The organism is Ruegeria sp. HKCCD6604, from assembly GCF_013110635.1.
Classification (GTDB): Bacteria; Pseudomonadota; Alphaproteobacteria; order Rhodobacterales; family Rhodobacteraceae; genus Ruegeria.
The window spans coordinates 42,705-68,080 of the sequence record NZ_WVQW01000005.1 but is presented as its reverse complement, the minus strand read 5'-3'; the positions used below and the strand labels follow the sequence as shown (position 1 = coordinate 68,080).

The following is a 25,376-nucleotide window of genomic DNA, read 5'->3' as shown; positions in this document are numbered from 1 at the left end:
TTCCCATCATCTGGACAGGTTCAGCCGAGGCACCCGTTCACCATAGTCTACGCCCCTTGCTGAAATACCGTTCGTCGCCGGGCCCACCTCAGGCTGGGTCCCGGCACACCATGCCGCCCATCGACGCCCACAGGTCGCTTTCCATGCCTCTGCATCATTGTTGCGCGCGACTCGCTTGACAAGCAGGCCAGCGGTGCCGCATGTCCCTTTCGTTGGTGTCGGTGAGAGCCGATGAAAAGGGAATGCGTCAACGGTCTTGCCGCCAAACGCAGCCGCCCCCGCGACCGTGAACGGAGAGGATGCCCAATGCCACTGGCCCGAAAGCCGGGAAGGCGGGACATCCGACAGAGGCCCGCCTCTGGCATCCGCAAGCCGGGAGACCTGCCAACAACCGAAGTTGAAACCGGGCGGGGTGTTCCGGTGTCGGGTCCATGACCACTCGTGGCCCGCATGAAACCCCGTCCCCCGCGAAGAGGATTTGGGGGGATGAGAGACATGACCGAGACCGCACCAGTCGAGTTGCTGGTCTGTACTACCTGCCGTCGCGGCCTGCCTGTCGAAGATGATGCGCAACGCCCGGGCGCTTTGTTGCACAAGGCCCTGGAACAGGCAGACCTGCCCGACGGTGTCACCCTGAAAGCCGTTGAATGCCTGTCAAACTGCGATCAAGGCTGTTCGATCGTGTTGCGCGGGCCGGGCCGCTGGACATTCGTGTATGAAAACCTGAACGAAACAGATCATGTCGACGTCATCGTCGACGGCGCGACCAAGTATCTGGCCACGGAAGATGGTTTGGTGAAATGGCGCGAACGCCCCGAACATTTTCGCAAGAACTGTGCCTCGCGCATTCCCCCGATTGGAGCCTGACATGTCGAACCTCGAAAAACTCCCCGTCACAGTGATCACCGGCTTTCTGGGCTCGGGCAAGACCACTTTGGTGCGTCACCTGATGCAGAACCCACAGGGCAAGCGCCTTGCTGTCGTGGTCAACGAGTTCGGCGATGTGGGCGTCGATGGCGACATCCTGAAATCCTGTGCCATTCCTGATTGCCCGGCGGAAAACATCATGGAACTGGCCAATGGCTGCATCTGCTGCACCGTGGCAGATGATTTCATTCCTACCATCGAGGCCCTGATGGCGTTGGAGCCGCGCCCGGATCACATCCTGATCGAAACCAGCGGTCTGGCCCTGCCGAAACCGCTGCTCAAGGCATTCGACTGGCCTGACATCCGCTCGAAGATCACCGTCGACGGCGTGATCGCTCTGGCCGATGCCGAGGCTGTGGCCGCAGGCCGTTTCGCGCCCAATGTCGAAGCGGTGGACGCCCAGCGCATGGCCGATGACTCGATCGACCACGAAACGCCCCTGTCCGAGGTGTTCGAGGATCAGATCTCGTGCGCCGACATCATCCTGCTGACCAAGCCCGACCTCGCCGGCCCCGAAGGCGTGGCCAAAGCGCGCGAGATCATCGCCGCCGAGGCGCCGCGCCCCCTGCCCGTCGTCGAAGTGGCCGAAGGTGCCGTGGACGTGCGCGTTGTGCTGGGTCTGGAAGCCGCCGCCGAGGATGACATGGACGCCCGCCCCTCGCATCACGACGGCCATCACGATCACGAGCATGACGATTTCGAAAGCATCATCGTCGAGCTGCCCGAGCAGACCGATCCGGCCCAACTGGTCGCCAATATCGAACGCCTCGCCAATGAACTGAACGTCCTGCGCGTCAAAGGGTATGCCGCCGTTCAGGGCAAACCCATGCGCCTGCTGGTTCAGGCGGTCGGCGCGCGGGTACGGCACCAGTATGACCGCCCGTGGGAACCCGGTGAAGACCGTCGTTCGCGTCTGGTCGTCATCGCCGAGCATGACGATATCAAAGAGGCGGAAATCCGCGAAATCCTCGTGGGTGTGCGTGAGGCTGCCGAGTAAGACACATGCACGTCGTCTTCCGCGAAAGCCACGGGCTCGAGGAAACCGAGACCCCAACCGATCTGGGCCAGAGCCCGGCGGAACTGGTGGTGCTGTCCTTTTCGGACAGCGATCTGGGTGCTTTCGCGGCGGGCTGGCATCGTGGTGGCGGACCGGAAGGGCGAATGCCGACCCTGCGGCTGGCGAATTTGACGGCGCTGAAACACCCGTTGTCGGTCGATACCTATGTCGAACAGACGCTCGAGGGCGCCAAGGGCATTCTGATCCGGCTGATCGGCGGCGTCCCCTACTGGGCTTATGGGTTGCAGCAGGTTCTGGCGCTGGCGCAGGCCAAGGGCATCGCGCTGGCGGTGCTGCCCGCTGACGGGCGCGAGGACACGCGGCTGGATGACTATTCCACCCTGCCGGTCTCGACCCTGCGGCGTCTGGCGCATCTGTGCGATACCGGCGGCGAGGTCGCGGCACAGGCGGCGCTGGCGCAGATGGCTTTGGCGGCGGGGCTTTATGCCGGTCCGGTGATGGGCGCCAAGACCTTGCCCGAATGTGGCGTGTGGTGTCCGGATCGCGGCGTAATCCCGGTGGAAACCGCGTTCGAAAGCAAGGCCAAACGAATCCTCGTCACCTTTTACCGCGCTTACCTGACCTCGGCAGACACCGCCCCGATCGCCGTCCTGATCCGCAGCCTGCGCGCCCGTGGATTCCAGGCGGTGGGCCTGTTTGCCCCGTCTCTCAAGGCGCCTGTGGCCGCCGACTGGTTGCGGGAACATGTTGTTGCGCTGAACCCATCGGCCATTGTCAACGCCACTTCGTTTTCGGGAAAAGGCGCGTCGGGAACGTCGCCTCTGGACGCGGCAGGCGTGCCGGTGTTTCAGGTCGCTCTCGCCACCTCGCGCCGCAAAGCCTGGGCCGAGGCGGAACGCGGTTTGTCCCCCGCCGATCTTGCCATGCATGTGGTACTGCCCGAGGTGGATGGACGTATCTCAGCAGGAATCGCGTCTTTCAAGGAACCCAGCAAACGCGATCCGCATCTGGAATACGCGCGCTTTGCACATCGGCCTGAACCGGACCGGATCGAAGCGATCATCGACCGTGTATCGGGCTGGCTTGCACTGAACGACAAACCCAAGGCAGATCAGATTCCTGCGTTGGTCCTGTCCACCTATCCCGGCAAAGACTGGCAGATGGCTCATGCGGTTGGCCTCGACGCGCTGGCCTCGGCCGCGGCGATGCTGTCCGATCTTGACGAAGAAGGCTACGACATCGCGACTGGCGAACCGATTGCCGACACTCTTCTGGACGCACGGATTTCGTGGTCGCTTGGGGATTATCAGGATGCGCTTGCGGAATTGCCCGAGACCCTGCGCGCTGATCTGCACGCCGTTTGGGGCGCGCCCGAAGATGATCCGGCCTGTGCCGATGGTGCCTTCCATTTCACCGCGCTTCGGCGCGGCAAGGCGCTGGTCGCGCTGCAACCCGAACGCGGCTCGCCCGAGCTGCGGGATGACGACTATCATGACCTCTCGCGCACCCCGCGCCACGGTTATGTCGCCTTCTATCTGTGGCTGCGTAAAGGGTTGGGTGCCGATGCGCTGATCCATATCGGCGCGCATGGAACGCTGGAATGGTTGCCCGGAAAATCGGTCGCCTTGTCTGCCGATTGTTGGCCCGAGGCGCTGATCGGCGATCTGCCGGTGATCTACCCGTTTATCGTGAACGACCCGGGCGAGGCCGCGCAAGCCAAGCGCCGGATCGGAGCCGTCACGCTGGGCCACATCCCGCCCCCGATGAAGGAAAGCGGCACGCCGGATCGGATGGTGCGGCTTGAATCGCTGCTGGATGAGTTTTCCAACGCCGACGGGCTTGACCCCAAACGCCGCGACCGCTTGCAGGAAGATATCCGTGATGAGGCGCAGGCGATAGGGCTGGAAAGCGATCTTGGCCTCGATCAGGCAACCTGCACCGCCGAGGCCATCACCCGCATCGACCGCTTTGTCTGTGACATCAAGGAAAGCCAGTTTGGCGACGGGCTGCACATCTTCGGGCGTGTGCCCGAAGTGACGGGCAGTTTCGATCCGGCTCCTTCGGCCCACGCCGAACGCGACGCGCTGATCAAAGCGCTCGAAGGCAAGCGGATTGATGCCGGGCCTTCAGGGTCCCCCTATCGTGGCCGGTCAGATGTTCTGCCCACCGGGCGGAACCTTTACACCACCGATCCGCGGTCGGTTCCGACCCGTGCGGCCTATGCTCAGGGTGTGAAACTGGCCGAAGAACTGGTGCGGCGCCATCTTCAGGAAGAAGGCGATTACCCGAAGGGGCTGATCGTCGATCTGTGGGGGTCAGCCACCATGCGCACGGCGGGCGAGGAATTCGCCATGGCCCTGCACCTGCTGGGCGTCAAACCCGTGTGGGACAAAGGGTCCGAGAGGGTTTCCGGCATCGAGGTTCTGCCGATCACCGACCTGAGCCGCCCGCGTCTGGACGTGACCTTGCGGGTTTCGGGCCTGTTCCGGGATGTTTTCCCGACGCTGTCCGCTTTGTTTGGCCAAGCGGTTCGCGCATTGGCCGCGCGCGATGAGGCAAGGGATTGGAACCCCTATGCCGGGCAGGAGCCGGCAGCGCGGGTCTATGGACCTGCGCCCGGAAGCTATGGCGTCAATATGACCGAACTTTCCGAAGTGTATACCGACGAGGCCCGTGCGCAGGCCGGTGAAGCGTGGCTTGAGGCCAGCTCTTTTGCATTGGAAGGCGAACACATCTCGCAGGACAAGGACGGCATCACCCAACGCGTTGCAAATGCGGACAGCTTTGTCCACTTGCAGGACCTGACCGAAACCGATCTTCTTCTGGCCAACGATTATGCCACACACGAGGCGGGTTTTGCCGCCGCCAAGAAGATCGCCGGCGGAACCGCGCAGCTTTACCATCTGGACAATACCAACCCCGAAAATCCGCGGGCCCGTACTTTGCGCGAAGAAATCAGCCGAGTCGTCCACGCCCGTGCCGCCAACCCCGGCTGGATCGCCGGGATGCAACGCCATGGTTTCCGGGGGGCGGCTGAAATCGCGGCAACGCTGGATCATATGGCTTCTTTCGCGCATCTGTCTGGCACGGTCGCACCACATCTTTTTGACCTCTACCACGATGCCACTCTGGGCAACGAAGAGGTCGACGCGTTCCTGCAAGAGGCCAATCCCAAGGCGCGCCAGGCCATGCAGGACCGGTTCCGCGCGCTGCTTGAGGCCGGGCTTTGGAACACGCGCCGGAACTCTATCCGGGCTGATCTGGAGGGATTGAGATGAGTGCACCAATTGTTCAGGGCTGGTGCCCGGGCGCCCATCGTCCGATGATGTCCGGTGACGGTCTGGTCGTCAGGGTCAGGCCCCGGCTGGCGCGTCTGGAGGCCGATCAGGCACTGGGACTGTGCGATCTGGCGGACCGCTTTGGCAACGGCTCGATCGATTTGACCAATCGCGCCAATCTGCAATTGCGGGGCGTGGAAGAGGAAGACCATCAGCCTCTGCTCAAAGAGCTTGCCGCGCTGAACCTGCTGGATGCGGAACCCGGTATCGAAATACGCCGCAATATTCTGGTTACGCCGCTCTATCAGGCGGGCGATTTGACTGCTCGACTGACCCATGAACTGATTGATCGGCTTGCGGAGCTGCCGGCCCTGCCGGCAAAGTTCGGCTTTGCAATCGACACGGGCCGCGAACGTCTGCTGGCGTCGGATTCGGCTGATATTCGTCTGGAAACCGGTGCAGGCGGCCTGATCCTGCGCGCCGATGGCTGCGAAACCGGGCGGAGCGTGACCGAGACCGACGCCATTGACCACGTGATCGCGCTGGCAATGTGGTTTGCCGAAACCTACACACCCGAGACACGCCGCATGGCGCATGTCATCGACGCCCTGCCGCAGGAATGGAAGGGATGTGCGCCCGGTTCTGTTGGCGCAAAGCTTCAACCGGGCCGCTGTGAACTGGGTGCCCTGTACGGCGCGGCTTTTGGGTCGCTGCCTGCGCGCAAGCTGTATGACCTGATCGAGGACAGCGGCGCTTGCGCCCTGCGCGTCACCCCGTGGCGGCTGATCCTGCTGGAAGGCGGGGCGGCGATACCTGCCCCGGCCTTTGTCGAAGATGGAACCGATCCGTTGATGACCACCGACGCCTGCCCCGGCGCGCCGTTCTGCCCGCAGGCGCAGGCCGAGACGCGCGACATCGCCCGGGCGTTGGCTGTGCGGGTGTCCGGACGCCTCCATGTTTCGGGCTGTAGCAAGGGATGCGCTCGCATGGGTCCTGCCGACATCACATTGGTGGGCGCAAACGGACGATTTGATCTTGTCAAACAGGGCCGCGCAGGGGATGAGCCCAGCCAACGCGGACTCGACCCGGAAACACTCATGACTATGGACTTCACCTGATGCCCTATACATACGAAACCGATGGCGCGGCGATCTATAAGGAAAGCTTTGCCACCATCCGGTCCGAGGCTGATCTGGCCCGTTTTGATGCCGATGAAGAGCAGGTTGCCGTTCGCATGATCCACGCCGCGGGCATGGTCGGACTGGAAGAGTTCGTGCATTTCTCGCCCGGCTTCGTGCAGACGGCCCGCACTGCTTTGGAAAATGGCGCACCGATCCTGTGTGATGCGCGCATGGTCAGCGAAGGTGTCACCCGTTTCCGCCTGCCCGCCGACAACCAAGTGATCTGTACCCTGCATGATGAACGCGTACGCCCGCTGGCCGCCGAGATGAGCAACACCCGTTCCGCCGCTGCGCTGGAGCTGTGGCGGCCGCATCTGGAGGGTGCGCTGGTCGCCATCGGCAATGCGCCCACCGCACTGTTCCATTTGCTGAACATGCTGGAAGACCCGGATTGCCCGCGCCCTGCCGCGATCATCGGCTGCCCGGTTGGCTTCGTCGGCGCGGTGGAATCCAAGGATGCGCTGTGGCAGGCGCAACCGGTGCCATCCTGCATCGTCAAAGGTCGTCTGGGCGGCAGCGCCATCACGGTGGCGGCCATCAACGCCATCTCAAGCCGGGCAGAATGAAGATGGGCACCATATACGGTGTGGGCCTTGGCCCCGGCGATCCGGATTTGATGAGCGTCCGGGCTGATCGCCTCCTGCGCAATGCAAAGCATGTGGCGTATTTCCGCAAACCCGGTCGCAGTGGTCAGGCGCGCAAGATCGTCAACGGGATGATCCCCGAAGGCGCGGTCGAGTTTCCGATGGAATATCCCGTAACCACCGAGATCCCGGTGACAGACCCGCGTTACAACGAATTGCTGGCAGCATTCTACGAAGACTGCACAAGGCATCTCAAGGCCCTGTCAGAACGGGGTGAGGACGTGGTTGTTCTGTGCGAGGGCGATCCCTTCTTCTATGGCTCGTTCATGCACCTTTACAGCCGACTGCGCCAAGACGCGCCGGTTGAAGTTGTACCCGCCATTACCGGCATGTCCGGAGCCTGGACCGCGACCGGAGACCCGATCACCTGGGGTGATGATGTGCTGACCGTGCTGGTTGGCACCCTGCCCGAGGACACGCTGGCGGAACGCATGGCTCTGACCGATGCGTTGGTCGTGATGAAAATCGGACGCAACATCGACAAGGTGAAGCGCGCTCTGAAGACCGCTGGCCTGTATGACCGGGCGTGGATCGTGGAATATGCGCAGATGCCGAACCAGACGGTGACAAAGCTGTCCGAAGCCTGCGAGAAGATCACCCCGTATTTCTCGATCATCGTCGTGCACGGTCAGGGACGGCGACCATGAGCGGCTGGGTCAAGATTGCCGGTCTGGGGCCGGGTGACGAGGCGCTTGTTACACCAGAAGTAACAGCCGCGCTGGCCGAAGCCACCGATGTTGTGGGCTATATCCCATATGTGGCGCGTATTGCCGAACGCCCCGGCCTTACACTGCATGCCAGTGACAACCGGGTCGAAATCGACCGCTCGCAACATGCGCTGCAAATGGCTGCCGATGGCAAACGGGTGGTCGTTGTATCCTCGGGCGATCCCGGCGTGTTTGCCATGGCGGCGGCCGTCTTCGAAGCACTGGAAAACGGCCCTGCGGAATGGCGTGGCCTTCAGATCGATGTGCTGCCGGGGATCACGGCGATGTTGGCTGCATCCGCGCGCGCGGGCGCCCCGATGGGGCATGACTTCTGCGCCATCAACCTCAGCGACAACCTCAAACCATGGTCATTGATCGAAAAACGCCTGCGCCTTGCCGCACAGGCGGATTTCTCGATGGCCTTTTACAATCCGCGCTCGAAGTCCCGCCCGGAAGGCTTTGTAAAAACGCTGGAAATCCTGCGTGAAGAATGTGAGCCCGAACGTCTGATCCTGTTCGCCCGCGCCGTATCGCGGGCCGATGAAGAGATGCGTATTTCGACACTGGCCGAAGCCACGCCCGACATGGCGGATATGCAGACCGTGGTGATCGTGGGGTCATCCCGAACGCGCGTCATCGAGCGCGATGGCGCACCCATCGTTTACACCCCTCGCTTCACCCCTGATGAGGATCAGGGATGAGACAGCCAGTCCAGAACCTGTGCGACCTGCGAAAACTCGGTCCGCTTCGGCAGAACCGGGCGGTCGATCATCAGCACGGGAAGGCCCAGCGCCCGCGCCGCGTCCAGCTTGGCGCGCGCGCCCGTGCCGCCGGCGTTCTTGGACACGACCAGCTGCGTACCATGGCGCTGCATCAACGCCCGGTCGTCGGCTTCGGTAAACGGCCCTCGGGCGACGACCACCTCTGCATTCGGCAAGGGCAAAGTGTCGGGCTCATCCACAAGGCGCAGCAGATAACTGTGTTGAGGTCGGGTCGAAAAATCTTCAAGATGCATGCGGCCAACGGCAAGGAAGACACGCTGAGCATCGCCGGACAATGCGTCCACGGCGGCAGCCATGTCGGGCACGTGACGCCAGACATCGCCGGGCTGCGACACCCAGGCCGCGCGAGTCAACGCGGCCAATGGCGTCCGCGTCGCGGCGCATGCCTCGGTCGCGTTCCGGCTCATCCGGGCCGCAAATGGATGGGTCGCGTCCACGACATGGGTGATGGCGTTCTCATGGATATAGGCGGCCAGACCTTCCGGACCGCCGAAACCGCCAACCCTTACCGGCAAGGGCTGCGGACGCGGGTTTTCCACCCGTCCAGCGTAGGAATACACAGCCGCAATCCCTTGTTGCGAAACAGCTTTGGCCAGCGCGTTGGCCTCGGTCGTGCCGCCAAGGATCAGGAGGGTTGTCATGTCTGAATCTCCGTGGCTGACCGTTCTGGGACTGGGCGAAGATGGGTTTGATGGCCTGTCGCCAACCAGCCGTCAAGTGCTGGACCGGGCCGAAGTGATCATGGGGCCGCCGCGCCACCTGTCATTGCTGCCCGAAACAGGGGCGGAACGTGTCGAGTGGCCTGTGCCGTTCTCGGAAGGGCTGCCGATCCTGAAGGGATTGCGTGGCCGGCAGACGGTTGTTCTGGCCTCGGGCGATCCGTTCTGGTTTGGCGCGGGTTCGGTCATTGCGCGCAATTTCGATGCCGGTGAATGGACCGCCCTGCCCGGCCAATCCACCTTCTCGCTGGCCGCTGCCCGGCTCGGCTGGCCTTTGGAAAGCACACTGACCTTCGGCCTTCACGCCGCGCCGCTGACCCGTTTGCGTCCTCATCTGGCGCCGGGAGCGCACGCGATCTTGTTGCTGCGTGACGGAAAGTCCGTGGCGGAACTGGCACGGTATCTGACCGAGACAGGCTTTGCCGACTCGGCCCTGCATGTGATGCAGGCGCTTGGCGGTCCGCGCGAAGACACCCGAACAGTCACGTTGACCGAGGCGCTGTTGGGTACGTTCGACCATCCGGTCTGCGTCGGTCTGGAGGTTTCCGGTGCAGGACCTGCCCTTTCCAAGGCGTCTGGCAAACCGGACCACATCTTCGAGACGGACGGGCAGATCACCAAACGCCCGATCCGCGCGCTGACACTCTCGGCGCTTGCTCCGCAAAGGGGCGAGCACCTGTGGGATATCGGAGGGGGCACCGGCTCGATCAGCATCGAATGGCTGATGTGCGATTTGACCCTGACCGCAACCAGCATTGAACCCCGTGCTGACAGGGCTGAGCGCATTCGTCGGAATGCCGATGCACTGGGTCAGGATCGGCTGAACGTCATCCATGGCACCGCGCCCGCTGCACTGGATGGGTTGGAACTGCCCGACGTGGTGTTCATCGGAGGGGGGCTTGATCCAGACCTGCTGCACTGGCTGCACCAGAACCTGTCTTCCGGAACCCGCCTGGTTGCCAATGCCGTGACTTTGGAAAGCGAGGCCACGTTGGCCCATTGGCATGAGAAGCTGGGCGGTGAACTCCTGCGGATCGAACTCGCGCAGTCGGCGCCGCTTGGACCGCGGCGCGGCTGGAAATCCGCCTATCCGGTGGTGCAGTGGAGCGTGACGCTATGATCGTTGCCGGTTTGGGATTCTCGTCCGCCGCCACGGTTGACAGCTTGCGCGCCGTATTTGTCACGGCGGCCGCAAACCACGATGTCGCCGCCCTGGCAACCGTTGCCGACAAGGAAGGTCATTCCGCCCTGACGGTTTTTGCCGAAGAACTGTCCCTTCCTCTGCATTTCGTTGCCGCCGCCGACCTGGCCGATCAACGCACTCTCACCTGCTCGACCCGCAGCCGCGCCACCTATGGCACCGGGAGCGTGGCCGAAGCATCCGCATTGGCCGCCGCCGGAAAGCTTTTTGGCCCGGGCGCGCGGCTGCTTTCACCCAGACAGATTTCAGACGACCGGCTGGCGACCTGCGCCATTGCCATCGGAGGACAGACATGACCGTTCATTTCATCGGCGCCGGACCGGGCGCCGCCGACCTGTTGACACTGCGCGGGCGCGACATCATCGCATCCTGCCCCGTTTGCCTTTATGCGGGTTCCCTGGTTCCTGAAGAAATCCTCGGCCACTGCCCCGAAGGCGCAAGGATCGTGAACACCGCGCCAATGGATCTGGATCAGATCATGGCCGAGATCGAGGCCGCACATCAGGCCGGCCAGGACGTGGCCCGTCTGCATTCCGGCGACCTGTCGGTCTGGTCGGCGATGGGGGAACAGATCCGCCGCCTCAAGGAAATGGGCATCCCGGTCAGCGTAACTCCGGGCGTTCCGTCCTTTGCGGCGGCTGCGGCGGCTTTGGGAACCGAGCTTACTCTGCCCGGGCTGGCGCAATCCGTGGTTCTGACGCGGACGCCGGGCCGTGCATCTTCCATGCCTGAAGGCGAGACGTTGGAGAATTTCGCACGCACAGGGGCGACACTTGCCATTCATCTGTCCATCGGCAATCTGGACAAGGTCATTGCCGATCTGACCCCGGCCTATGGGGCCGACTGTCCGGTCGCCGTGGTCTATCGCGCAAGCTGGCCGGATGAACGGATCATCCGCGCGACGCTGGGAACGCTCAAAGAGGCGCTGGATGACAGCATCTCGCGGACTGCGTTGATCATGGTCGGTCCGGCCCTGGCGGGCGAAGGCTTTGACGAAAGCTGCCTTTATTCGAAAGATTACGACCGCCGCTATCGTCCACAAAGTGCCGAGAGCCCCTGGTCGAGCTGGAGCCATGGTGATGATTAACCCTCCGGGCCTTCTGATCTCCGCACCGTCCTCGGGCACGGGCAAGACAACGGTCATGCTGGGCCTGTTGCGAGCGCTGGCCGAGGATGGCCTGACCGTTCAACCGTTCAAGAGCGGACCGGATTATATTGACCCCGCCTTCCACCGAGCAGCGGCTGGGCGGGCTTCGTTCAATCTTGACAGTTGGGCAATGGGCGATCCTTTGTTGAACGCAATTTCAGCTCAGGCCGAAGGCGCTGACATCGTGGTGGCCGAAGGCTCGATGGGCCTGTTCGATGGCGTGGCCAAGCCGGGCGAGTTGGGTCATGGGTCAAGCGCCGAGACTGCCGCACGGATGGGTTGGCCGGTCGTACTAGTGCTGGATGTCGGCGGCCAGGCGCAATCTGCGGCAGCCACAGCGCTGGGGTTCAAGATATACAACCCCGATCTGCCCTTTGCCGGCGTGATCCTGAACCGCTGCGCCAGCCCCCGGCACGAGCGCCTGACCCGGCTGGGGATGGAACGTGCAGGCCTGCCGGTTCTGGGCGTGCTGCCGCGCCGAGGCGATCTGACCCTCCCCGAGCGACATCTGGGGTTGATCCAGGCCGTCGAACACCCGGATCTGGAAAGCGCCATTGTGGGATATGCTACATTTCTGCGCGAACATGTGGATTTGGAAGCGATCAAACGGGCGGCTTCCTCAGGCCCCATTGGGCCATCGTCAGACGCGCTGCCGTGCCCTCCGGCCCAGCGGATTGCACTGGCACGGGACGCGGCATTTTCCTTTACCTATCCACATTTGCTGGAAGGCTGGCGCGCAGCTGGGGCCGAGATCCTGCCCTTCTCGCCTCTGGCCGATGAAGCGCCGGCGGCGGATGCCGATCTGGTCTGGCTGCCCGGCGGCTATCCGGAACTGCATGCCGGGACGTTGGCTGCTGCCCAAACGTTCCTCGCTGGTCTGCGCAAGCACGCGGAAACAAGGCCTGTGCATGGCGAATGCGGTGGGTATATGGCGCTGGGTCATGCGCTGATCGACAAGGATGGCGTGCAGCATGAAATGGCTGGCCTGCTGGGGCTGGTGACGTCGTACCAAAAACGCAAATTCAACCTGGGCTATCGCAAAGCGGAACTCTTGGCCCCGATGCCGGGATTTGCACAGAATACGGCGCTGCGCGGGCACGAGTTCCACTATTCCTCGATCGTGGATCAGCCTGACGCGCCGCTGGCCCGTGTGTTCGATGCCGAAGGCGCAGAAGGACCTCAGACCGGCTCTGTTCGGGGCAATGTCACCGGTACGTTCTTTCACCTGATTGCGGAGGCATCTGAATGAGCGGATTTGTCTCTTTCATCGGCTCGGGCCCCGGCGATCCGGAACTGCTGACGCTGAAGGCCGTCGACAGGATGAAAAAAGCCGATGCGATTTTGTTCGATGACCTCAGCAGCGGGCCGATTCTGAGCCACGCGCGCGAAGACGCCGACCTTGTGGGCGTAGGCAAACGGGCTGGTCGCCCCTCGCCCAAACAGGACCATGTCAGCCGGTTGCTAGTGGACTACGCCCGGACCGGCCAACATGTCGTGCGGCTGAAATCCGGCGATGGCGGCATGTTCGGGCGGCTTGAAGAAGAGCTTGTTGCCCTTCGTGATGCGGGCATTGAATTCGAGATCATCCCCGGCGTACCGTCTGCGGTGGCTGCCGCAGCTGCTGCAGGCATCCCGCTGACGCGTCGTCTGACCGCACGGCGGGTGCAGTTCGTGACGGGACATGACGCCAGTGGCGCGTTGCCGGACGACCTGAACCTGACAGCCTTGGCCGATTCTCAGGCCACCACTGTCGTATTCATGGGTAAACGTACTTTCCCGCTTCTGGCAGAAGCGCTGCATTCACACGGCCTGCCTTTGGATACGCCCGCCCTGATGGCTGAATCGGTTTCGACCCCGGATCAGAAGCTGACGCGCGCCACCATCGGTGCCCTGGCCGAACAGCTGAAATCCGAGATCGGCACAGCTCCGGCCCTGATCCTTTACGGGCCACTGGCGGAGTGCGAAGATGATTGACCTGAGCCTGATTGGCATCGGCACCGGCAACCCGGATCATGTGACCTTTCAAGGCGCGCAAGCAATCCGGGCTGCGGATCTGATCCTGATCCCGCGCAAGGGTGAAAACAAAGCTGATCTGGCGGGCCTGCGCGAAGATATCATTGCGCAGGTCACGGAAACCCCGCCGCAGATCGCCTATTTCGACATCCCCAAACGCCGGGCGGATGATGGCTATCTGCGCGGTGTCGACGAGTGGCACGACGCCATTGCCCTGCGTTGGCAGGAAGCGATGGACACTCACCCTGAGGCGCAGCATGTTGCATTGCTGATCTGGGGGGACCCGTCGCTTTATGACAGTTCACTGCGCATCGCGGCACGGCTGGACCCTCGCCCCAATACCAAGGTGATCCCCGGCATCACCGCCTTACAGGCGCTGACTGCGGCTCATGCAATCCCGATCAACGATCTGGGCGCGCCCTATGTCGTGACCACCGGGCGACGTATCAGGGATGAAGGGTGGCCTGAAGGGGCCTCAAAAGTTGCTGTCATGCTGGATGGGGAATGCTCATTCCAATCCCTTGAGATGGCGGATTTTGACATCTGGTGGGGTGCCTATGTGGGCATGAAAGAAGAACTGCTGATCAGCGGCCCTTTGGACCAGGTCGCGCAGCGGATCCTTGACACACGCGCCCGCGCCCGAGCCGACCATGGCTGGATCATGGATATCTACTTGCTGAAGAAACGCGGGGGGCAGCAGCGCGCGGTGAACACGGATTCGTGACTGCGCAGAACCCTCAAGTCTGGCACACAGGTCAAAGCAAGATACCGGAGACGCGTTGATGAAAGCTCTCATTCCCCTGCTCTGCCTGATCGCTTCACCTCTGTGGGCTCAGAATGCGCCCGAGGGCTGGGCCGTATACCCAACCCAGAAACCGTATGCAGAACTGGTTGACGCAACCAAAGCCGCGATCAAGGAAAACGGGTTGATCGTCGTGACACAGGCGGGCCCGACCAAAGCGGCGGCAGCACGTGGGATTTCGATTCCCGGAAATCGCGTGATCGGGGCCTTCAACAATGACTACGCCGTGCGGGTTCTGGAGACCTCGGTCCACGCGATGATCGAGGCTCCGATCCGGTTTTACGTAACCGAGAACCAGGACGGGACGGCGACCCTGTCTTACAAGACCCCCAGCTTTGTCTTTGCGCCTTACGCCCCGGAAGGTGGGCAAGACCTGCTGAATATTGCCGCCGAGCTTGACACGACGTTTCAATCGATCGCTGAACGCGCAGTCAAATAGTCACACTGCCGTGAACCGCCTTGCGTCCAGAGGCGTCCTCCGCAATCTGCTTCGAAACAGTTTTCTCGGAGCATGACTGATGCAGGACCCCTCGCCCCGCGCTGCGGATCTTCTGGCCCAACGTCTTTATGAAGCGGGCTGTCGTCACGCCTTTGGGATGCCGGGGGGCGAGGTCCTGACCCTGGTCGACGCACTGGAAAAGGCTGGGATCACCTTTCATCTGACCAAGCACGAAAACTCTGCCGGGTTCATGGCCGAGGCCGTTCATCATCGCGACGGAGCACCTGCGATTCTGGTGGCCACCCTGGGTCCGGGTGCAATGAACGGGATCAATGTGGTGGCGAACGCTTTGCAGGATCGTGTGCCGATGGTCGTTCTGACCGGATGCGTCGATGCCGACGAAGCGTTGACCTATACCCATCAGGTCGTGGATCACAGCCGGGTTTATCGCTCGATCACCAAAGGCACTTTTACACTGACAGCCAAAGGCGCAGATATCATAGCCGACAAGGCGGTGTCATTGGCCATGCAGCCACGACCGGGCCCGGTTCATATCGATGTCCCGATCTCGGTTGCCGACACGCCTGTTACCGGCGTGAAATGCCGCCGGCTGGCCAAGGTTGCGCCGGTCAGCCCCGGTGGCGAATGCCTGGAAAAGGCCCGCCGCTGGGTGGCCGAGGCCGAACGCCCCATTGCCATCATCGGCCTGGATGTCCTTTATGACGACTCGCGCAGTGTGGTACAGGCGTTCCTGGAGCATTTTGGCATTCCTTTCGTGACGACCTACAAGGCCAAAGGCGTCGTGCCCGAGGATCACGCGCTTTGTCTGGGCGGCGCGGGGCTGTCGCCGCTGGCTGACAAGCATCTTGTGCCTCTGATCGAACAATCGGATCTGGTATTGTGCCTGGGATATGACCCGATCGAAATGCGCCCCGGCTGGCGTGAGATCTGGAATCCGGAAGAAAAGCGCGTCATCGATATCTCTGCCGTGGTCAACGACCACTACATGCATCAAGCTGGATTGAACCTTGTTGCCCACACGGGCGAGACATTGGAGGCAATAGCCAAAGGCAACCCGGCCCGTGAAACATGGCCGGGCAACGAACCCGAGCAGATCAAAGCCGCGCTGGCAAAGGACTTCCCCACCGATGAAAGCTGGGGGCCCGCTGCCGTCATTGCCGAAACCCGCGCTGTCCTGCCGCTTGAAACACTGGCCACGGCCGACAGCGGCGCACACCGCATTCTGCTGAGCCAGATGTGGGCGTGCAACGAAGAACGCGGGCTGATCCAGTCCTCGGCTTTGTGCACGATGGGATGTGCCGTACCCATGGCCATTGGCCTGAAACTGGCCGAACCTGACCGCCCGGTGATCAGCTTCTCGGGGGATGCGGGATTCCTGATGGTTGCGGGCGAGTTGTCGACAGCGGCTGAAATGGGCGGCAACCCGATTTTTCTGGTCTTCGTGGATGCCAGCCTTGCCCTGATCGAGCTGAAACAACGCCAGCGACAGATGCGCAACACGGGCGTGGATTTCGGCCATCATGATTTTGCCGCCATGGGCCGGGCCTTTGGCGGCAATGGCCATACGGTTCGCAACAGGGCAGAGTTGCGCGCCGCACTGGAAGCTGCTGTAAAGGCTGAGACATTTACGGTAATTGCTGCTGAAGTTGAGCGTGGAGGCTATGATGGCCGCATCTGAAGGCCCATTGAAGGGTGTCAAGGTTCTGGACCTTAGCCGGATCCTGGCAGGCCCAACATGCACACAGCTTCTGGGCGATCTGGGCGCAAGCGTCATCAAGATCGAAAACCCGGCGACCGGGGGCGATGACACGCGGCAATGGGGTCCGCCCTACGTGAGCGATGCCGAGGGCAACCGCTCGGATCTGAGCGCCTATTTCATGTCTGCCAACCGCAACAAGAAATCCGTCGCGCTGGATATCTCCTCGGCCGAGGGTCAGGCGGAAATCAGGCGCTTGGCGTCACATGCGGACATCCTGATCGAGAACTTCAAACCGGGCGGGCTGGCCAAATACGGGCTGGACTATGCCACCCTGTCGCAAGAGTTTCCAAGCCTCGTATACTGTTCAATCTCGGGCTACGGCCAAACCGGCCCGAATGCCAGCAAGCCTGGCTATGACCTGATGGCGCAGGGCTATGGCGGGATCATGTCGCTGACCGGCGACCCCGAGGGCGCGCCCATGAAGGTGGGTGTTGGCATCGCCGACGTGATGTGCGGGATGTATGCAACCGTGGGTATCCTGGCCGCGCTGCGCCACCGCGACTTGACCGGCGAGGGCCAGCAGATCGATCTGGCGCTGGTGGATTCTCAGATCGCCTGGCTGATCAATGAAGGTGTCAACTATCTGACGTCAGGCAATGTTCCGCAACGACGCGGAAACGGGCACCCCAACATCGTCCCTTATGACGTCTACGAAACCGCCGATGGGCACGTGATTCTCGCGGTTGGAAATGACGGCCAGTTCAGAAAACTCTGCAACTTCATCAATGCTCCTGAACTGGCAGACGATCCGAGATTCGCGACCAACCCGGCCCGATTGGAGCATCGTGACGCGCTGAATTCGATTCTTCGCCCCGCTGTGAAGGCGCTGGACACCCAGACCGTCATTTCCGGTCTGGAGGCTGTCAAAGTGCCCGTCGGCCCGGTGCAGACGCTGGATCAGGTGTTCAACACGGAACAAGTGGCCGCAAGACAGATGCAGATTGCCATGCAGGCCCAGCCGGGTCAGGTCAACCTGATCGGGAATCCTCTGAACCTGTCTCGGACACCTGTAACATATCGTAACGCCCCGCCGGTCTGTGGGGCCGATACTGAGGCTGTTCTGAGCGCCGAAAACCCGTTCGAGGATTGAAATACTTGCACATTTAGGCGGCAAGTCGCTGAAACATGCCCTTGAATCGGCGGTTTTTTTCATCTTTTTCGCACACGTCATTTCACCAATTCGAGAGCAGCGTCGATACTGTTACGTCCCTCTCGCACACTCTGGTACATCGAACAGTGTCAAATATCGCAATCAGATTGGACCCAAGTATGAAACAAGACGTTTTCGGACAGATGAACACCCTGACCCAGCCGGCGGCAGTCGAAGCGTGGAATGGTGTTCTGCTTGGGTTCATGGCTCATGCCGCTGTCACGCCGCAGCACTTGGGCAAAGTGCTGGAACTCGAGCCCGACTTCGCGCTGGGTCAAGCGGTCAAAGGTCTGTTCATGGCGCTGCTTGGGCGGCGCGAGATGATGGCGGTTGCTGTCGAAGCGCTGGCTGCTGCCAACGCGGCGATGGAACGTCAACCTGCAACTGAACGCGAACGTCTCTACGTGGATGCGCTGGCCCTGTATCTGGCCGGACAACAGGCACAGGCGGTTCAGAAATTCGAAGCGATTCTGCGTGACCATCCGCAGGACACTCTGGCGATGAAACTAAGCCATGCGACCCGCTTCGTTCTGGGTGATGCAAACGGAATGCGCCGCTCGATCGAGCGGGTGATGCCCGTTTATGAACCGGACCACCCCGGGCGCGGCTATCTGCTGGGCTGTCATTCCTTCGCGCTGGAAGAAACAGGCGCTTATGAAAAAGCCGAAATCGCGGGCCGTCAGGCGCTGTGGATGGTGTCCGATGATGCCTGGGGCCTGCACGCGGTGGCCCATGTCCATGAGATGACGGGCAATGCGCAGCTGGGCCTAGACTGGCTGGCCGGGCGCGAGGCGGCCTGGGCCCACTGCAACAACTTCCGGTACCACGTGTGGTGGCACAAGGCGCTGATGCATCTGGATCTGGGTCAGGTCGATCAGGTGATCGAGCTGTATGACAATCACATCCGCAAGGACAAAACCGACGATTATCGCGACATCTCGAACGGTACTTCGCTGCTGATGCGGCTTGAACTTGAGGGCGTGAATGTCGGAAATCGCTGGGAAGAGCTGGCTGATCTGAGTGCCGCACGAACGGAAGATGGCTGTCTGATCTTTGCGGATCTGCATTATCTGCTGGCGCTTACCGGTGACAATCGCGCCGATGCCACGGCCAAGATGCTGAACCGCATGAACAAGGATGCGGCCCGCGCCGACGACGACGCCACCCGCCGCATGGCAGACCCAGGTATCGCTGCGGCCATGGGCCTGGAGGCCTTTGGTGACGGCCATTATGGAACGGCGTTTGATCATCTGCTGGCGGCGCGCGATTCCATGCAACTGGCCGGTGGCAGCCACGCGCAACGTGATGTATTTGAACGCATTACCATTGATTCCGGCCTGCGCGCTGGTCGCCTGGACGCGGTGGAACGCATTCTGGATGACCGTCGCGCCAAGCGCGCCGGGGGCGAAGACAATTATGCCATCGCGCGTCGCGCCCTGATCGACGCGGCCCGCGACAGCGGTGACGTCCAAAGCGTCCCCGCCGAATAACAAGAAGACCAAGAAGGACAGAAAACGTATGGCGACCATATCGCCCGCTTCTGATTTTGTACCCGCTGCGGCCCCGGCCGCAGCCCCTGCCAGTGCGCGTGATCCGCGTCTGGATTTCTATCGCGGCATCGCGATGTTCATCATTCTGATCGCCCATATTCCCAACGATCCCTGGGCAAAGTGGATTCCTGCCCGCTTTGGGTACTCGGACGCTACCGAGATTTTTGTGTTCTGCTCGGGCATGGCCTCGGCCATTGCGTTTGGCGGGGCATTTCTACGCAAAGGATGGTGGATGGGCACCGCCCGAGTGGCCTACCGCATCTGGCAGGTCTATTGGGCGCATATTGCCCTGTTCTTCTTTGTTGCAATGACAATGGCCGCGTTGGATCAGACCGGCGCGTTCGAGAAAACCTATGTCTCGTCGTTGAACCTTCAGCATTTCTTCAATGACCCGGCCCCGCAATTGGTCGGGATTTTCACACTGACCTATGTGCCGAACTACTTCGATATCCTGCCGATGTATCTGGTCGTACTGGCGCTGATGCCGCTTTACATGGCGCTCTACCGCGTCAGTTTCTGGCTGATGGCGGCAGTTTGCGTGGCCATCTGGTTCATCGCCCAAACCGGCGCGCTTGCCCTTCCCGCCGAACCCTGGTCCGAGCGCCAGTGGTTCTTCAACCCCTTCGGATGGCAATTGCTGTTTTTCACCGGCTTCGCCTTCATGCGCGGTTGGATTCCGGCCCCGCCCGTGTCGAAATCCTTGATCTGGGTGGCGATTGCCTTTGTCGTTTTGTCAGCCCCGTTCGGGTCATGGAAAGTCTTCACCTGGATCAACACGGCTGCACCCGAGCTTGGCGCAGTGATCCGCAAGGGCTGGCCCCTGACCGAAGAGCTGCGTGGCAAAACCGAGTTCGGCCTTCTTCGATATGTCCACTTTCTGTCGCTGGCCTATCTGGGATGGGTTGCAGCGGGCGAGCACGGCCACCGCCTGATCGCGACGGGTCATGGTGTGGGCGCACGCATCTGGCAATTCCTGCTGGCCGTTATCACCAAGGTCGGCCAGCAATCCCTTGCCGTTTTCGTGTTTTCCATGGCCGCGGCCCGGCTGATCGGCGTCGCGCTGGATCAGGCTGGGCGGGATGTCGCCACTGTCTTTATCGCCAACATGATTGGGTTTGCGATGATCATCGGCGTTGCCTATCTGGCAGCTTGGTTCAAGTCACAACCCTGGAAGTCGAAGAAATGAATTTTACCCGTCGCGCATTCCTCGTCTCGACGACTGCTTTGGCCTTCGCTCCATCCGCCTATGCGACGGGCGGTGAGACGCCTTTTGACCGCGACTATGTGATCGAGATGGCCCGCGATCTGGCCAGCCGCCCCTATGTGGAACGCGAGATGGTACCGCAAGAATGGCAGGACCTGACCTATCAGCAATACCGTTCCATCCGGTTTCGGCTTGACCGGGCGCTGTGGTATGAAACCGAGACGCCCTTCAACGTGGATTTCTTCACCCCCGGCCTGTATTTCCCACGCACTGTCAAGGTGGAAACGGTCGAGAACGGCATGACCAAGCCGGTCGCCTTCGATCTGGATATGTTCGACAAGTCCGAAGACGTGCCGCAACTGCCGATCGATGACACGCTGGGCTTCTCGGGCCTGCGCCTGCGCACTGAAATGCACCGCCCCGGCAAGACAGATGAATTCTGCGTCTGGCAGGGGGCCAGCTATTTCCGCGCCATTGGCCTGCACGAGGTTTACGGACTGTCCGCGCGGGGTCTGGCGTTGAAAACCGGCGACCCGGATGGCGAGGAATTTCCGGAGTTCATCCGGTTCTGGCTGGAACGTCCCGAACCGGGCCAACGCAACATGGTCGTTCATGCATTGTTGGACAGCCCCAGCGTGACCGGCGCCTATCGTTTCAATGTCACGGCGGGCGCGGATTGCATCATGGATGTCGAGGCAACGCTGTTCCCGCGCGAAGACCTGCCCCATGTGGGTATCGCTCCGGGTACTTCGATGTTCCTGTTCGACCAGACCAACCACAGCCGGTTCGACGATTTCCGCCCTGCTGTGCACGACAGCGACGGGTTGATGATCCGCAATGGCGCGGGCGAGGTCCTGTGGCGTCCGTTGGCCAATCCGACCCGATTGCAGGTTTCATCCTTCGTCGATACAAACCCGCGCGGGTTTGGTCTGATGCAGCGCAAACGACAGTTTTCGGACTATGCCGATCTCGAGGCCAATTACCACAAGCGCCCGGGCCTGTGGGTCGAGCCCCGGGAAGACTGGGGCAAAGGCTCGGTCACGCTGGTCGAGATCCCGGCAGATCAGGAAATCTATGACAACATCGTCGCCTATTGGAGGCCCGCTGAGCCCTATGCGGCAGGCAGTCAGGTTGATCTGTCCTATCGCCTGATCTGGGGGGAAGAACCCCAGCGCACACCGATGCCGCGCGTGATCAACACCGCGATGGGCGAGAACACCTTTGGCGAAGGCCGGCTGGCCGTCGTCGATTTTGAAGACAGCGAACTGTTCGAGGACCTGGGCGCAATCACGGTCTTTGTGGATTCGCCACATGCGGAAACTTCGGAAGGCGTCTTGCAGCGCAACCCGGATACCGGTGGTCCACGCCTGGCGTTTTCATTCCAGCCCGGCGAACGCAACCATGTCGAGTTGCGCGCGCAATTGTTGAAAGACAAACAGCCTGCCTCGGAAGTCTGGCTGTACCGATGGACCGCATGAGCCACGATCTGCATATCATGCCGCCCGAGGCGCCTCTGGCGATGCCGGCGCAGAACTTCAGCGCACGGTTCCGGGATGCCGATGCGCCTTCCGGTCAGCACAAATCCTCTGCCGGATTCTGGCGCGCGCTGGTTTTTTCGCCTGCTATGGCCGCCACTCTGGCATTGCTGTGGGTCATGTGCGACTGGTTCGGCGCGGAAGGCATAAACGTGGTCGAAGCCATCCTTTTGGCTTTGATTTCGTTCAACTTTTTCTGGATTTCCTTCACCGTCTGCACCGTTTTGCTGGGCATGGTGTCGCTGGCGAAACAGGAACGGCCCGAGCGCCGGACCGCGGCGCAACCCCTGCGGGTGGCCCTGCTGACCCCGGTGTACAATGAAGTCCCCTGGAACGTGTTGGGCAATGCCCGCACCATGCTGGAGGATCTTCAGGCGCGCGGCGGCAAACACCACTATGCCATGTTCATTCTGTCGGACACGCGCGATCCCGAGATTGCGGCGCAGGAACAGGCCAGCGTCGAAGCACTGCGCACCACGCTGGCACCCGGGCTCGAGCTGTATTATCGCCGCCGCGAACAGAATACCGACCGCAAAGTCGGCAACATCGCCGACTGGGTCAGCCGCTGGGGCGCGGACTGGGATGCCATGCTGGTGCTGGATGCCGACAGCCTGATGACCGGGCGCGCGATCCATCGCCTGACCGATGCACTGGCATGCGATCCGGGTGCGGGCTTGATTCAAAGCTATCCGCAGTTGATCGGCGCACAGTCGGTCTTTGCCCGGATGCAGCAATTTGCAAATGGCGTCTATGGCATCGCCTTTGCCGAAGGTCTGGCCCGTTGGTGCGGGCAAGAGGGCAACTATTGGGGCCATAACGCGATTATCCGCACCAAGGCCTTTGCCACCAGCGCCGGCCTGCCCAAGCTGCGTTCGTTCAGCGGTCAGGACAAGCTGATCATGAGCCACGATTTCGTCGAGGCCGGCCTGCTGCGCCGCGCCGGATGGGCCGTGCGATTTCTGCCGCGTATTCGCGGGTCATATGAAGAAACACCGCCGACCCTCATCGATCACGCCATGCGGGACCGCCGCTGGTGTCAGGGCAACCTGCAACACCTGAAATTGCTGGGTTCTTCCGGATTCCGTGCCGTATCGCGATTCCACATGTTCCACGGCGCGGTCGGCTATCTGATGTCCCCGTTGTGGTTTGCGCTATTGTTGATGTGGGCGCTGATCGGTCAGGGTCAGGATGCCTCTGTCCTGCATTATTTCAGCCCCGACAATCCTCTGTTCCCGCAATGGCCCGAGATGTCGGAAACCCGCCACGTGCTGATCATTCTGGTCATGTACGCGATGCTGTTGGCCCCCAAGGTTCTGGGCGTTCTGGCCCTGCCGCTGAGCGGTGTACGCTACGCGGATTTCGGTGGCGGGCGCAAATTCCTTGCCTCTTTCCTGGCCGAGGTTCTGTTGTCGATCCTTTACGCTCCGATCCTGATGGTGCAACAGATGATCGCTGTATTCCGTACGGCTTTCGGCATTCAGCGCGGCTGGTCGCCTCAGGCCCGCGACGGTGGCACCTATGGTCTGCGAACGCTGATCCTGTGCCATGCGCTTGAAACCGTCATTGGAGTGGCGCTGAGTGTCGGTATCCTGTCCGGTCTGGTGTCGATCTGGCTGGCCCCGATCGCAATCAGTCTGGCGCTGGCTATCCCGTTGTCTGCGCTCAGCGGTGTTTCGGCAGGTGCCGCGCGCAAGATGGTCGGAATGCGGGAAGACTTCAGCGAACCCGCCATTACCCGGTCAGCGCGCCGCTATCGCGATGAACTGAAGTGCCTGGTCGAAGGCAAAGGCAACATGACCCCGGCCGAGTGATCAACTGCCGGGAAGCCCTTCGTACCAATCGATTATCATGTCGGCCCAGCCCACGGGAACGGTGTGCCCTCCGGGAAAGAGAGCAAATTCCAGCGCGCTGCCTTCGGCACAGGTGGTCCAGCGGCGGCGCATGAAATCACCCGTCGTGCTGAACCCGGTCGGTTTGTGATCGACACAACCGTTCGCATCGCGCCAGATTTCGAGACCCGCATAGATATCACCCTGCTGAAAGCGTCCTCCGCCCAGCAAGCGCCCTTCCAGCGGCACTACATTGTCGGTCCAGCCATGCGTATGGAACATGCGGATCGGACCATTGCAGGTTTCAGGGTGCGGGCGCCAGAAACCACCGGACACCGGGACATAGGCAGAAAACGTATCGGGGCTCTCGCAGGCCAGATAGTTGACCATGAAAGCTCCGGCGGAAAACCCGCCCAGAAGGACACGGTCAGCGTCGATGCCAAACCGCCGTGCCGCGTCTTGCACCGCTTCGGTCAGAAAGGCGGTTTCGTCCCGCTCACCAAAACCGGGATAGAAGTTCCAGCTTTTGGTGCCGCCCCGGTCGGGCCTTTCCAACCCCTCAGGGGCCATCACCGCATAGCCGCGCTCCAGCAGCGGCTCGACCATCCCGCGATTGCGCATCGTGCCCGACCCGCTGCCGCCATACCCATGCAGGAAAACCACCATGGGCGCATTGTCCGCGTCGGGCAGTTCGATGTAATAGGCACCCATGGGTGTCTCACAGGTATCCTCTTGTCCGGCACACCCCGCGAAAGCGATTTGCCCGGTCACTGCCAAGGCCAACGCCAGACTGAATTCCCGGATCATCCTGCATCCTCATCATATTTGCGCACCGGCAATCCGGCCCGAACCCATCCCGGCCCTGCGGCCGAACCCAACATACCCTCGGGCACGTCGATCACACTGGTGAATCCAGCTTCGATCAGGCGGTTGCTCAGGCGTGCCGAGCGCACGCCGCGCGCGCAAATCAAGGCCACCGGGGTCGTCGGATTGCCGCCAGCCAATTCCGTCAGCGCCTTGACAAAATCCTGGCGCCGCATGTCCAGCGGCACGGCACCTTCGCCTATGCCCGATGCGCGCCATTCACGCGGCGTGCGGATATCGATCAACAGAACGCTTCCCTTCGAGGCCTGCTCATGGGCCTCGGCGACCGTTATCCGGCCGCCGCCGTGGTCTTCGGGGATCAAACGGTATTCCCTGATCGCAAACCCGCCTGCAATCGCCGCGCATGCGCCGATCAACATCCATCTTCGGGCTAGGTTCACTTTCTCGGCCAAGATTCAGCCTCCTGTTCGCTGACATGTGTTCTATCACAGATGGTCAGAAACCGGGGCGTCGAAAAACCCGACCCGCATCAAGATCACGTTATTTTTTCGAATCCTTGCAGAGTTTTTGATGGGGCCAATAGGACTCTGTAAAAAAGTTACAATATCTGGACAGTCGGGAAAATATCCTTACAAAATTGGCTTC

23 protein-coding genes and 1 riboswitch are annotated in these 25,376 nt (G+C 61.6%); of the genes, 20 read left to right on the top strand and 3 right to left on the bottom strand.

The features are described 5' to 3' along the window. Positions 1–196 precede the first annotated feature (196 nt). Positions 197–404, top strand: a riboswitch (cobalamin riboswitch). A 91-nt stretch (positions 405–495) separates the two neighbouring features. The 7 genes from GS614_RS13340 to cobJ are packed head-to-tail and all read left to right on the top strand — an operon-like array spanning position 496 to position 8,456. Then, on the top strand, positions 496–867 hold the full coding sequence (locus GS614_RS13340) for a DUF1636 domain-containing protein (RefSeq protein ID WP_152457464.1): 372 nt from the start codon (positions 496–498) through the stop codon (positions 865–867). 1 nt (position 868) lies between these two features. After that, a complete protein-coding gene (gene cobW / locus GS614_RS13335; RefSeq protein ID WP_171726550.1) occupies positions 869–1,924 on the top strand; it encodes a cobalamin biosynthesis protein CobW in 1,056 nt (351 codons plus the stop codon). A 5-nt stretch (positions 1,925–1,929) separates the two neighbouring features. Continuing rightward, positions 1,930–5,223, top strand: coding sequence for a cobaltochelatase subunit CobN (gene cobN / locus GS614_RS13330; RefSeq protein ID WP_171726549.1), 3,294 nt, complete (start codon positions 1,930–1,932; stop codon positions 5,221–5,223). Continuing rightward, positions 5,220–6,341, top strand: coding sequence for a cobalamin biosynthesis protein CobG (locus GS614_RS13325; RefSeq protein ID WP_171726548.1), 1,122 nt, complete (start codon positions 5,220–5,222; stop codon positions 6,339–6,341). Before cobN ends, GS614_RS13325 begins: the two co-directional genes overlap by 4 nt. After that, positions 6,341–6,970, top strand: a complete 630-nt coding sequence (locus tag GS614_RS13320; protein ID WP_171726547.1) for a precorrin-8X methylmutase — start codon at positions 6,341–6,343, stop codon at positions 6,968–6,970. Before GS614_RS13325 ends, GS614_RS13320 begins: the two co-directional genes overlap by 1 nt. Next, the gene (locus tag GS614_RS13315) at positions 6,967–7,695 is read left to right on the top strand and encodes a precorrin-2 C(20)-methyltransferase (RefSeq protein ID WP_171206609.1); all 729 of its coding nucleotides are present in this window, start codon (positions 6,967–6,969) and stop codon (positions 7,693–7,695) included. The genes GS614_RS13320 and GS614_RS13315 overlap by 4 nt, the downstream gene beginning before the upstream one ends. Beyond that, positions 7,692–8,456, top strand: coding sequence for a precorrin-3B C(17)-methyltransferase (gene cobJ, locus GS614_RS13310; RefSeq protein WP_152457458.1), 765 nt, complete (start codon positions 7,692–7,694; stop codon positions 8,454–8,456). The genes GS614_RS13315 and cobJ overlap by 4 nt, the downstream gene beginning before the upstream one ends. Here the strand turns inward: cobJ and GS614_RS13305 are convergent. Beyond that, entirely contained in the window at positions 8,447–9,178 is a 732-nt protein-coding gene (locus tag GS614_RS13305) for a cobalt-precorrin-6A reductase (RefSeq protein WP_171328966.1), read from the bottom strand. The genes cobJ and GS614_RS13305 overlap by 10 nt on opposite strands. On the opposite strand from GS614_RS13305, the gene cbiE reads away from it, so the two are divergent. From cbiE to mdoH, 13 genes are all read left to right on the top strand, one after another. After that, entirely contained in the window at positions 9,177–10,376 is a 1,200-nt protein-coding gene (cbiE, locus tag GS614_RS13300; RefSeq protein WP_171726546.1) for a precorrin-6y C5,15-methyltransferase (decarboxylating) subunit CbiE, read from the top strand. The two genes, GS614_RS13305 and cbiE, sit on opposite strands and share 2 nt — an antisense overlap. Further along, positions 10,373–10,753 carry a cobalamin biosynthesis protein gene (locus GS614_RS13295; RefSeq protein WP_171726621.1) on the top strand — a complete coding sequence of 127 codons (381 nt, stop codon included), beginning with the start codon at positions 10,373–10,375 and terminating at the stop codon, positions 10,751–10,753. Before cbiE ends, GS614_RS13295 begins: the two co-directional genes overlap by 4 nt. After that, on the top strand, positions 10,750–11,544 hold the full coding sequence (gene cobM / locus GS614_RS13290; protein ID WP_171206612.1) for a precorrin-4 C(11)-methyltransferase: 795 nt from the start codon (positions 10,750–10,752) through the stop codon (positions 11,542–11,544). Before GS614_RS13295 ends, cobM begins: the two co-directional genes overlap by 4 nt. Beyond that, a complete protein-coding gene (locus tag GS614_RS13285) occupies positions 11,531–12,853 on the top strand; it encodes a cobyrinate a,c-diamide synthase (protein ID WP_171726545.1) in 1,323 nt (440 codons plus the stop codon). The genes cobM and GS614_RS13285 overlap by 14 nt, the downstream gene beginning before the upstream one ends. Then, complete coding sequence (gene cobA, locus GS614_RS13280; RefSeq protein WP_171206614.1) at positions 12,850–13,578, top strand: uroporphyrinogen-III C-methyltransferase; 729 nt, start codon at positions 12,850–12,852, stop codon at positions 13,576–13,578. The genes GS614_RS13285 and cobA overlap by 4 nt, the downstream gene beginning before the upstream one ends. Beyond that, positions 13,571–14,341, top strand: a complete 771-nt coding sequence (gene cobF, locus GS614_RS13275; RefSeq protein ID WP_171206615.1) for a precorrin-6A synthase (deacetylating) — start codon at positions 13,571–13,573, stop codon at positions 14,339–14,341. Before cobA ends, cobF begins: the two co-directional genes overlap by 8 nt. Before the next feature lie 58 nt (positions 14,342–14,399). Then, positions 14,400–14,858 (top strand): DUF302 domain-containing protein, encoded by a 459-nt coding sequence (locus GS614_RS13270; RefSeq protein ID WP_171206616.1) that lies wholly within the window; start codon positions 14,400–14,402, stop codon positions 14,856–14,858. A gap of 79 nt (positions 14,859–14,937) precedes the next feature. Next, complete coding sequence (locus GS614_RS13265; protein WP_171726544.1) at positions 14,938–16,557, top strand: thiamine pyrophosphate-binding protein; 1,620 nt, start codon at positions 14,938–14,940, stop codon at positions 16,555–16,557. Further along, a complete protein-coding gene (locus tag GS614_RS13260; RefSeq protein WP_171170375.1) occupies positions 16,544–17,728 on the top strand; it encodes a CaiB/BaiF CoA-transferase family protein in 1,185 nt (394 codons plus the stop codon). Before GS614_RS13265 ends, GS614_RS13260 begins: the two co-directional genes overlap by 14 nt. A 179-nt stretch (positions 17,729–17,907) precedes the next feature. Further along, positions 17,908–19,278 (top strand): tetratricopeptide repeat protein, encoded by a 1,371-nt coding sequence (locus tag GS614_RS13255; RefSeq protein ID WP_171170373.1) that lies wholly within the window; start codon positions 17,908–17,910, stop codon positions 19,276–19,278. 28 nt (positions 19,279–19,306) lie between these two features. Further along, positions 19,307–20,524 carry an OpgC family protein gene (locus tag GS614_RS13250; protein WP_152457447.1) on the top strand — a complete coding sequence of 406 codons (1,218 nt, stop codon included), beginning with the start codon at positions 19,307–19,309 and terminating at the stop codon, positions 20,522–20,524. After that, the gene (locus GS614_RS13245; protein ID WP_171726543.1) at positions 20,521–22,020 is read left to right on the top strand and encodes a glucan biosynthesis protein; all 1,500 of its coding nucleotides are present in this window, start codon (positions 20,521–20,523) and stop codon (positions 22,018–22,020) included. The genes GS614_RS13250 and GS614_RS13245 overlap by 4 nt, the downstream gene beginning before the upstream one ends. Next, complete coding sequence (mdoH, locus tag GS614_RS13240; protein WP_171726542.1) at positions 22,017–23,888, top strand: glucans biosynthesis glucosyltransferase MdoH; 1,872 nt, start codon at positions 22,017–22,019, stop codon at positions 23,886–23,888. Before GS614_RS13245 ends, mdoH begins: the two co-directional genes overlap by 4 nt. Here the strand turns inward: mdoH and GS614_RS13235 are convergent, their stop codons facing one another. Further along, positions 23,889–24,713 carry a PHB depolymerase family esterase gene (locus GS614_RS13235; RefSeq protein ID WP_171613487.1) on the bottom strand — a complete coding sequence of 275 codons (825 nt, stop codon included), beginning with the start codon at positions 24,711–24,713 and terminating at the stop codon, positions 23,889–23,891. Continuing rightward, a complete protein-coding gene (locus tag GS614_RS13230) occupies positions 24,710–25,150 on the bottom strand; it encodes a rhodanese-like domain-containing protein (protein ID WP_171614465.1) in 441 nt (146 codons plus the stop codon). Before GS614_RS13230 ends, GS614_RS13235 begins: the two co-directional genes overlap by 4 nt. Positions 25,151–25,376: the final 226 nt, after the last annotated feature.

Bases quoted from the DNA above. Each gene is read 5' to 3' on its own strand.
- GS614_RS13340 (WP_152457464.1), top strand. From the start codon at position 496: ATGACCGAGACCGCACCAGTCGAGTTGCTGGTCTGTACTACCTGCCGT.
- cobW (WP_171726550.1), top strand. From the start codon at position 869: ATGTCGAACCTCGAAAAACTCCCCGTCACAGTGATCACCGGCTTTCTG.
- cobN (WP_171726549.1), top strand. From the start codon at position 1,930: ATGCACGTCGTCTTCCGCGAAAGCCACGGGCTCGAGGAAACCGAGACC.
- GS614_RS13325 (WP_171726548.1), top strand. From the start codon at position 5,220: ATGAGTGCACCAATTGTTCAGGGCTGGTGCCCGGGCGCCCATCGTCCG.
- GS614_RS13320 (WP_171726547.1), top strand. From the start codon at position 6,341: ATGCCCTATACATACGAAACCGATGGCGCGGCGATCTATAAGGAAAGC.
- GS614_RS13315 (WP_171206609.1), top strand. From the start codon at position 6,967: ATGAAGATGGGCACCATATACGGTGTGGGCCTTGGCCCCGGCGATCCG.
- cobJ (WP_152457458.1), top strand. From the start codon at position 7,692: ATGAGCGGCTGGGTCAAGATTGCCGGTCTGGGGCCGGGTGACGAGGCG.
- cbiE (WP_171726546.1), top strand. From the start codon at position 9,177: ATGTCTGAATCTCCGTGGCTGACCGTTCTGGGACTGGGCGAAGATGGG.
- GS614_RS13305 (WP_171328966.1), bottom strand. From the start codon at position 9,178: ATGACAACCCTCCTGATCCTTGGCGGCACGACCGAGGCCAACGCGCTG.
- GS614_RS13295 (WP_171726621.1), top strand. From the start codon at position 10,373: ATGATCGTTGCCGGTTTGGGATTCTCGTCCGCCGCCACGGTTGACAGC.
- cobM (WP_171206612.1), top strand. From the start codon at position 10,750: ATGACCGTTCATTTCATCGGCGCCGGACCGGGCGCCGCCGACCTGTTG.
- GS614_RS13285 (WP_171726545.1), top strand. From the start codon at position 11,531: ATGGTGATGATTAACCCTCCGGGCCTTCTGATCTCCGCACCGTCCTCG.
- cobA (WP_171206614.1), top strand. From the start codon at position 12,850: ATGAGCGGATTTGTCTCTTTCATCGGCTCGGGCCCCGGCGATCCGGAA.
- cobF (WP_171206615.1), top strand. From the start codon at position 13,571: ATGATTGACCTGAGCCTGATTGGCATCGGCACCGGCAACCCGGATCAT.
- GS614_RS13270 (WP_171206616.1), top strand. From the start codon at position 14,400: ATGAAAGCTCTCATTCCCCTGCTCTGCCTGATCGCTTCACCTCTGTGG.
- GS614_RS13265 (WP_171726544.1), top strand. From the start codon at position 14,938: ATGCAGGACCCCTCGCCCCGCGCTGCGGATCTTCTGGCCCAACGTCTT.
- GS614_RS13260 (WP_171170375.1), top strand. From the start codon at position 16,544: ATGGCCGCATCTGAAGGCCCATTGAAGGGTGTCAAGGTTCTGGACCTT.
- GS614_RS13255 (WP_171170373.1), top strand. From the start codon at position 17,908: ATGAAACAAGACGTTTTCGGACAGATGAACACCCTGACCCAGCCGGCG.
- GS614_RS13250 (WP_152457447.1), top strand. From the start codon at position 19,307: ATGGCGACCATATCGCCCGCTTCTGATTTTGTACCCGCTGCGGCCCCG.
- GS614_RS13245 (WP_171726543.1), top strand. From the start codon at position 20,521: ATGAATTTTACCCGTCGCGCATTCCTCGTCTCGACGACTGCTTTGGCC.
- mdoH (WP_171726542.1), top strand. From the start codon at position 22,017: ATGAGCCACGATCTGCATATCATGCCGCCCGAGGCGCCTCTGGCGATG.
- GS614_RS13235 (WP_171613487.1), bottom strand. From the start codon at position 24,713: ATGATCCGGGAATTCAGTCTGGCGTTGGCCTTGGCAGTGACCGGGCAA.
- GS614_RS13230 (WP_171614465.1), bottom strand. From the start codon at position 25,150: ATGTTGATCGGCGCATGCGCGGCGATTGCAGGCGGGTTTGCGATCAGG.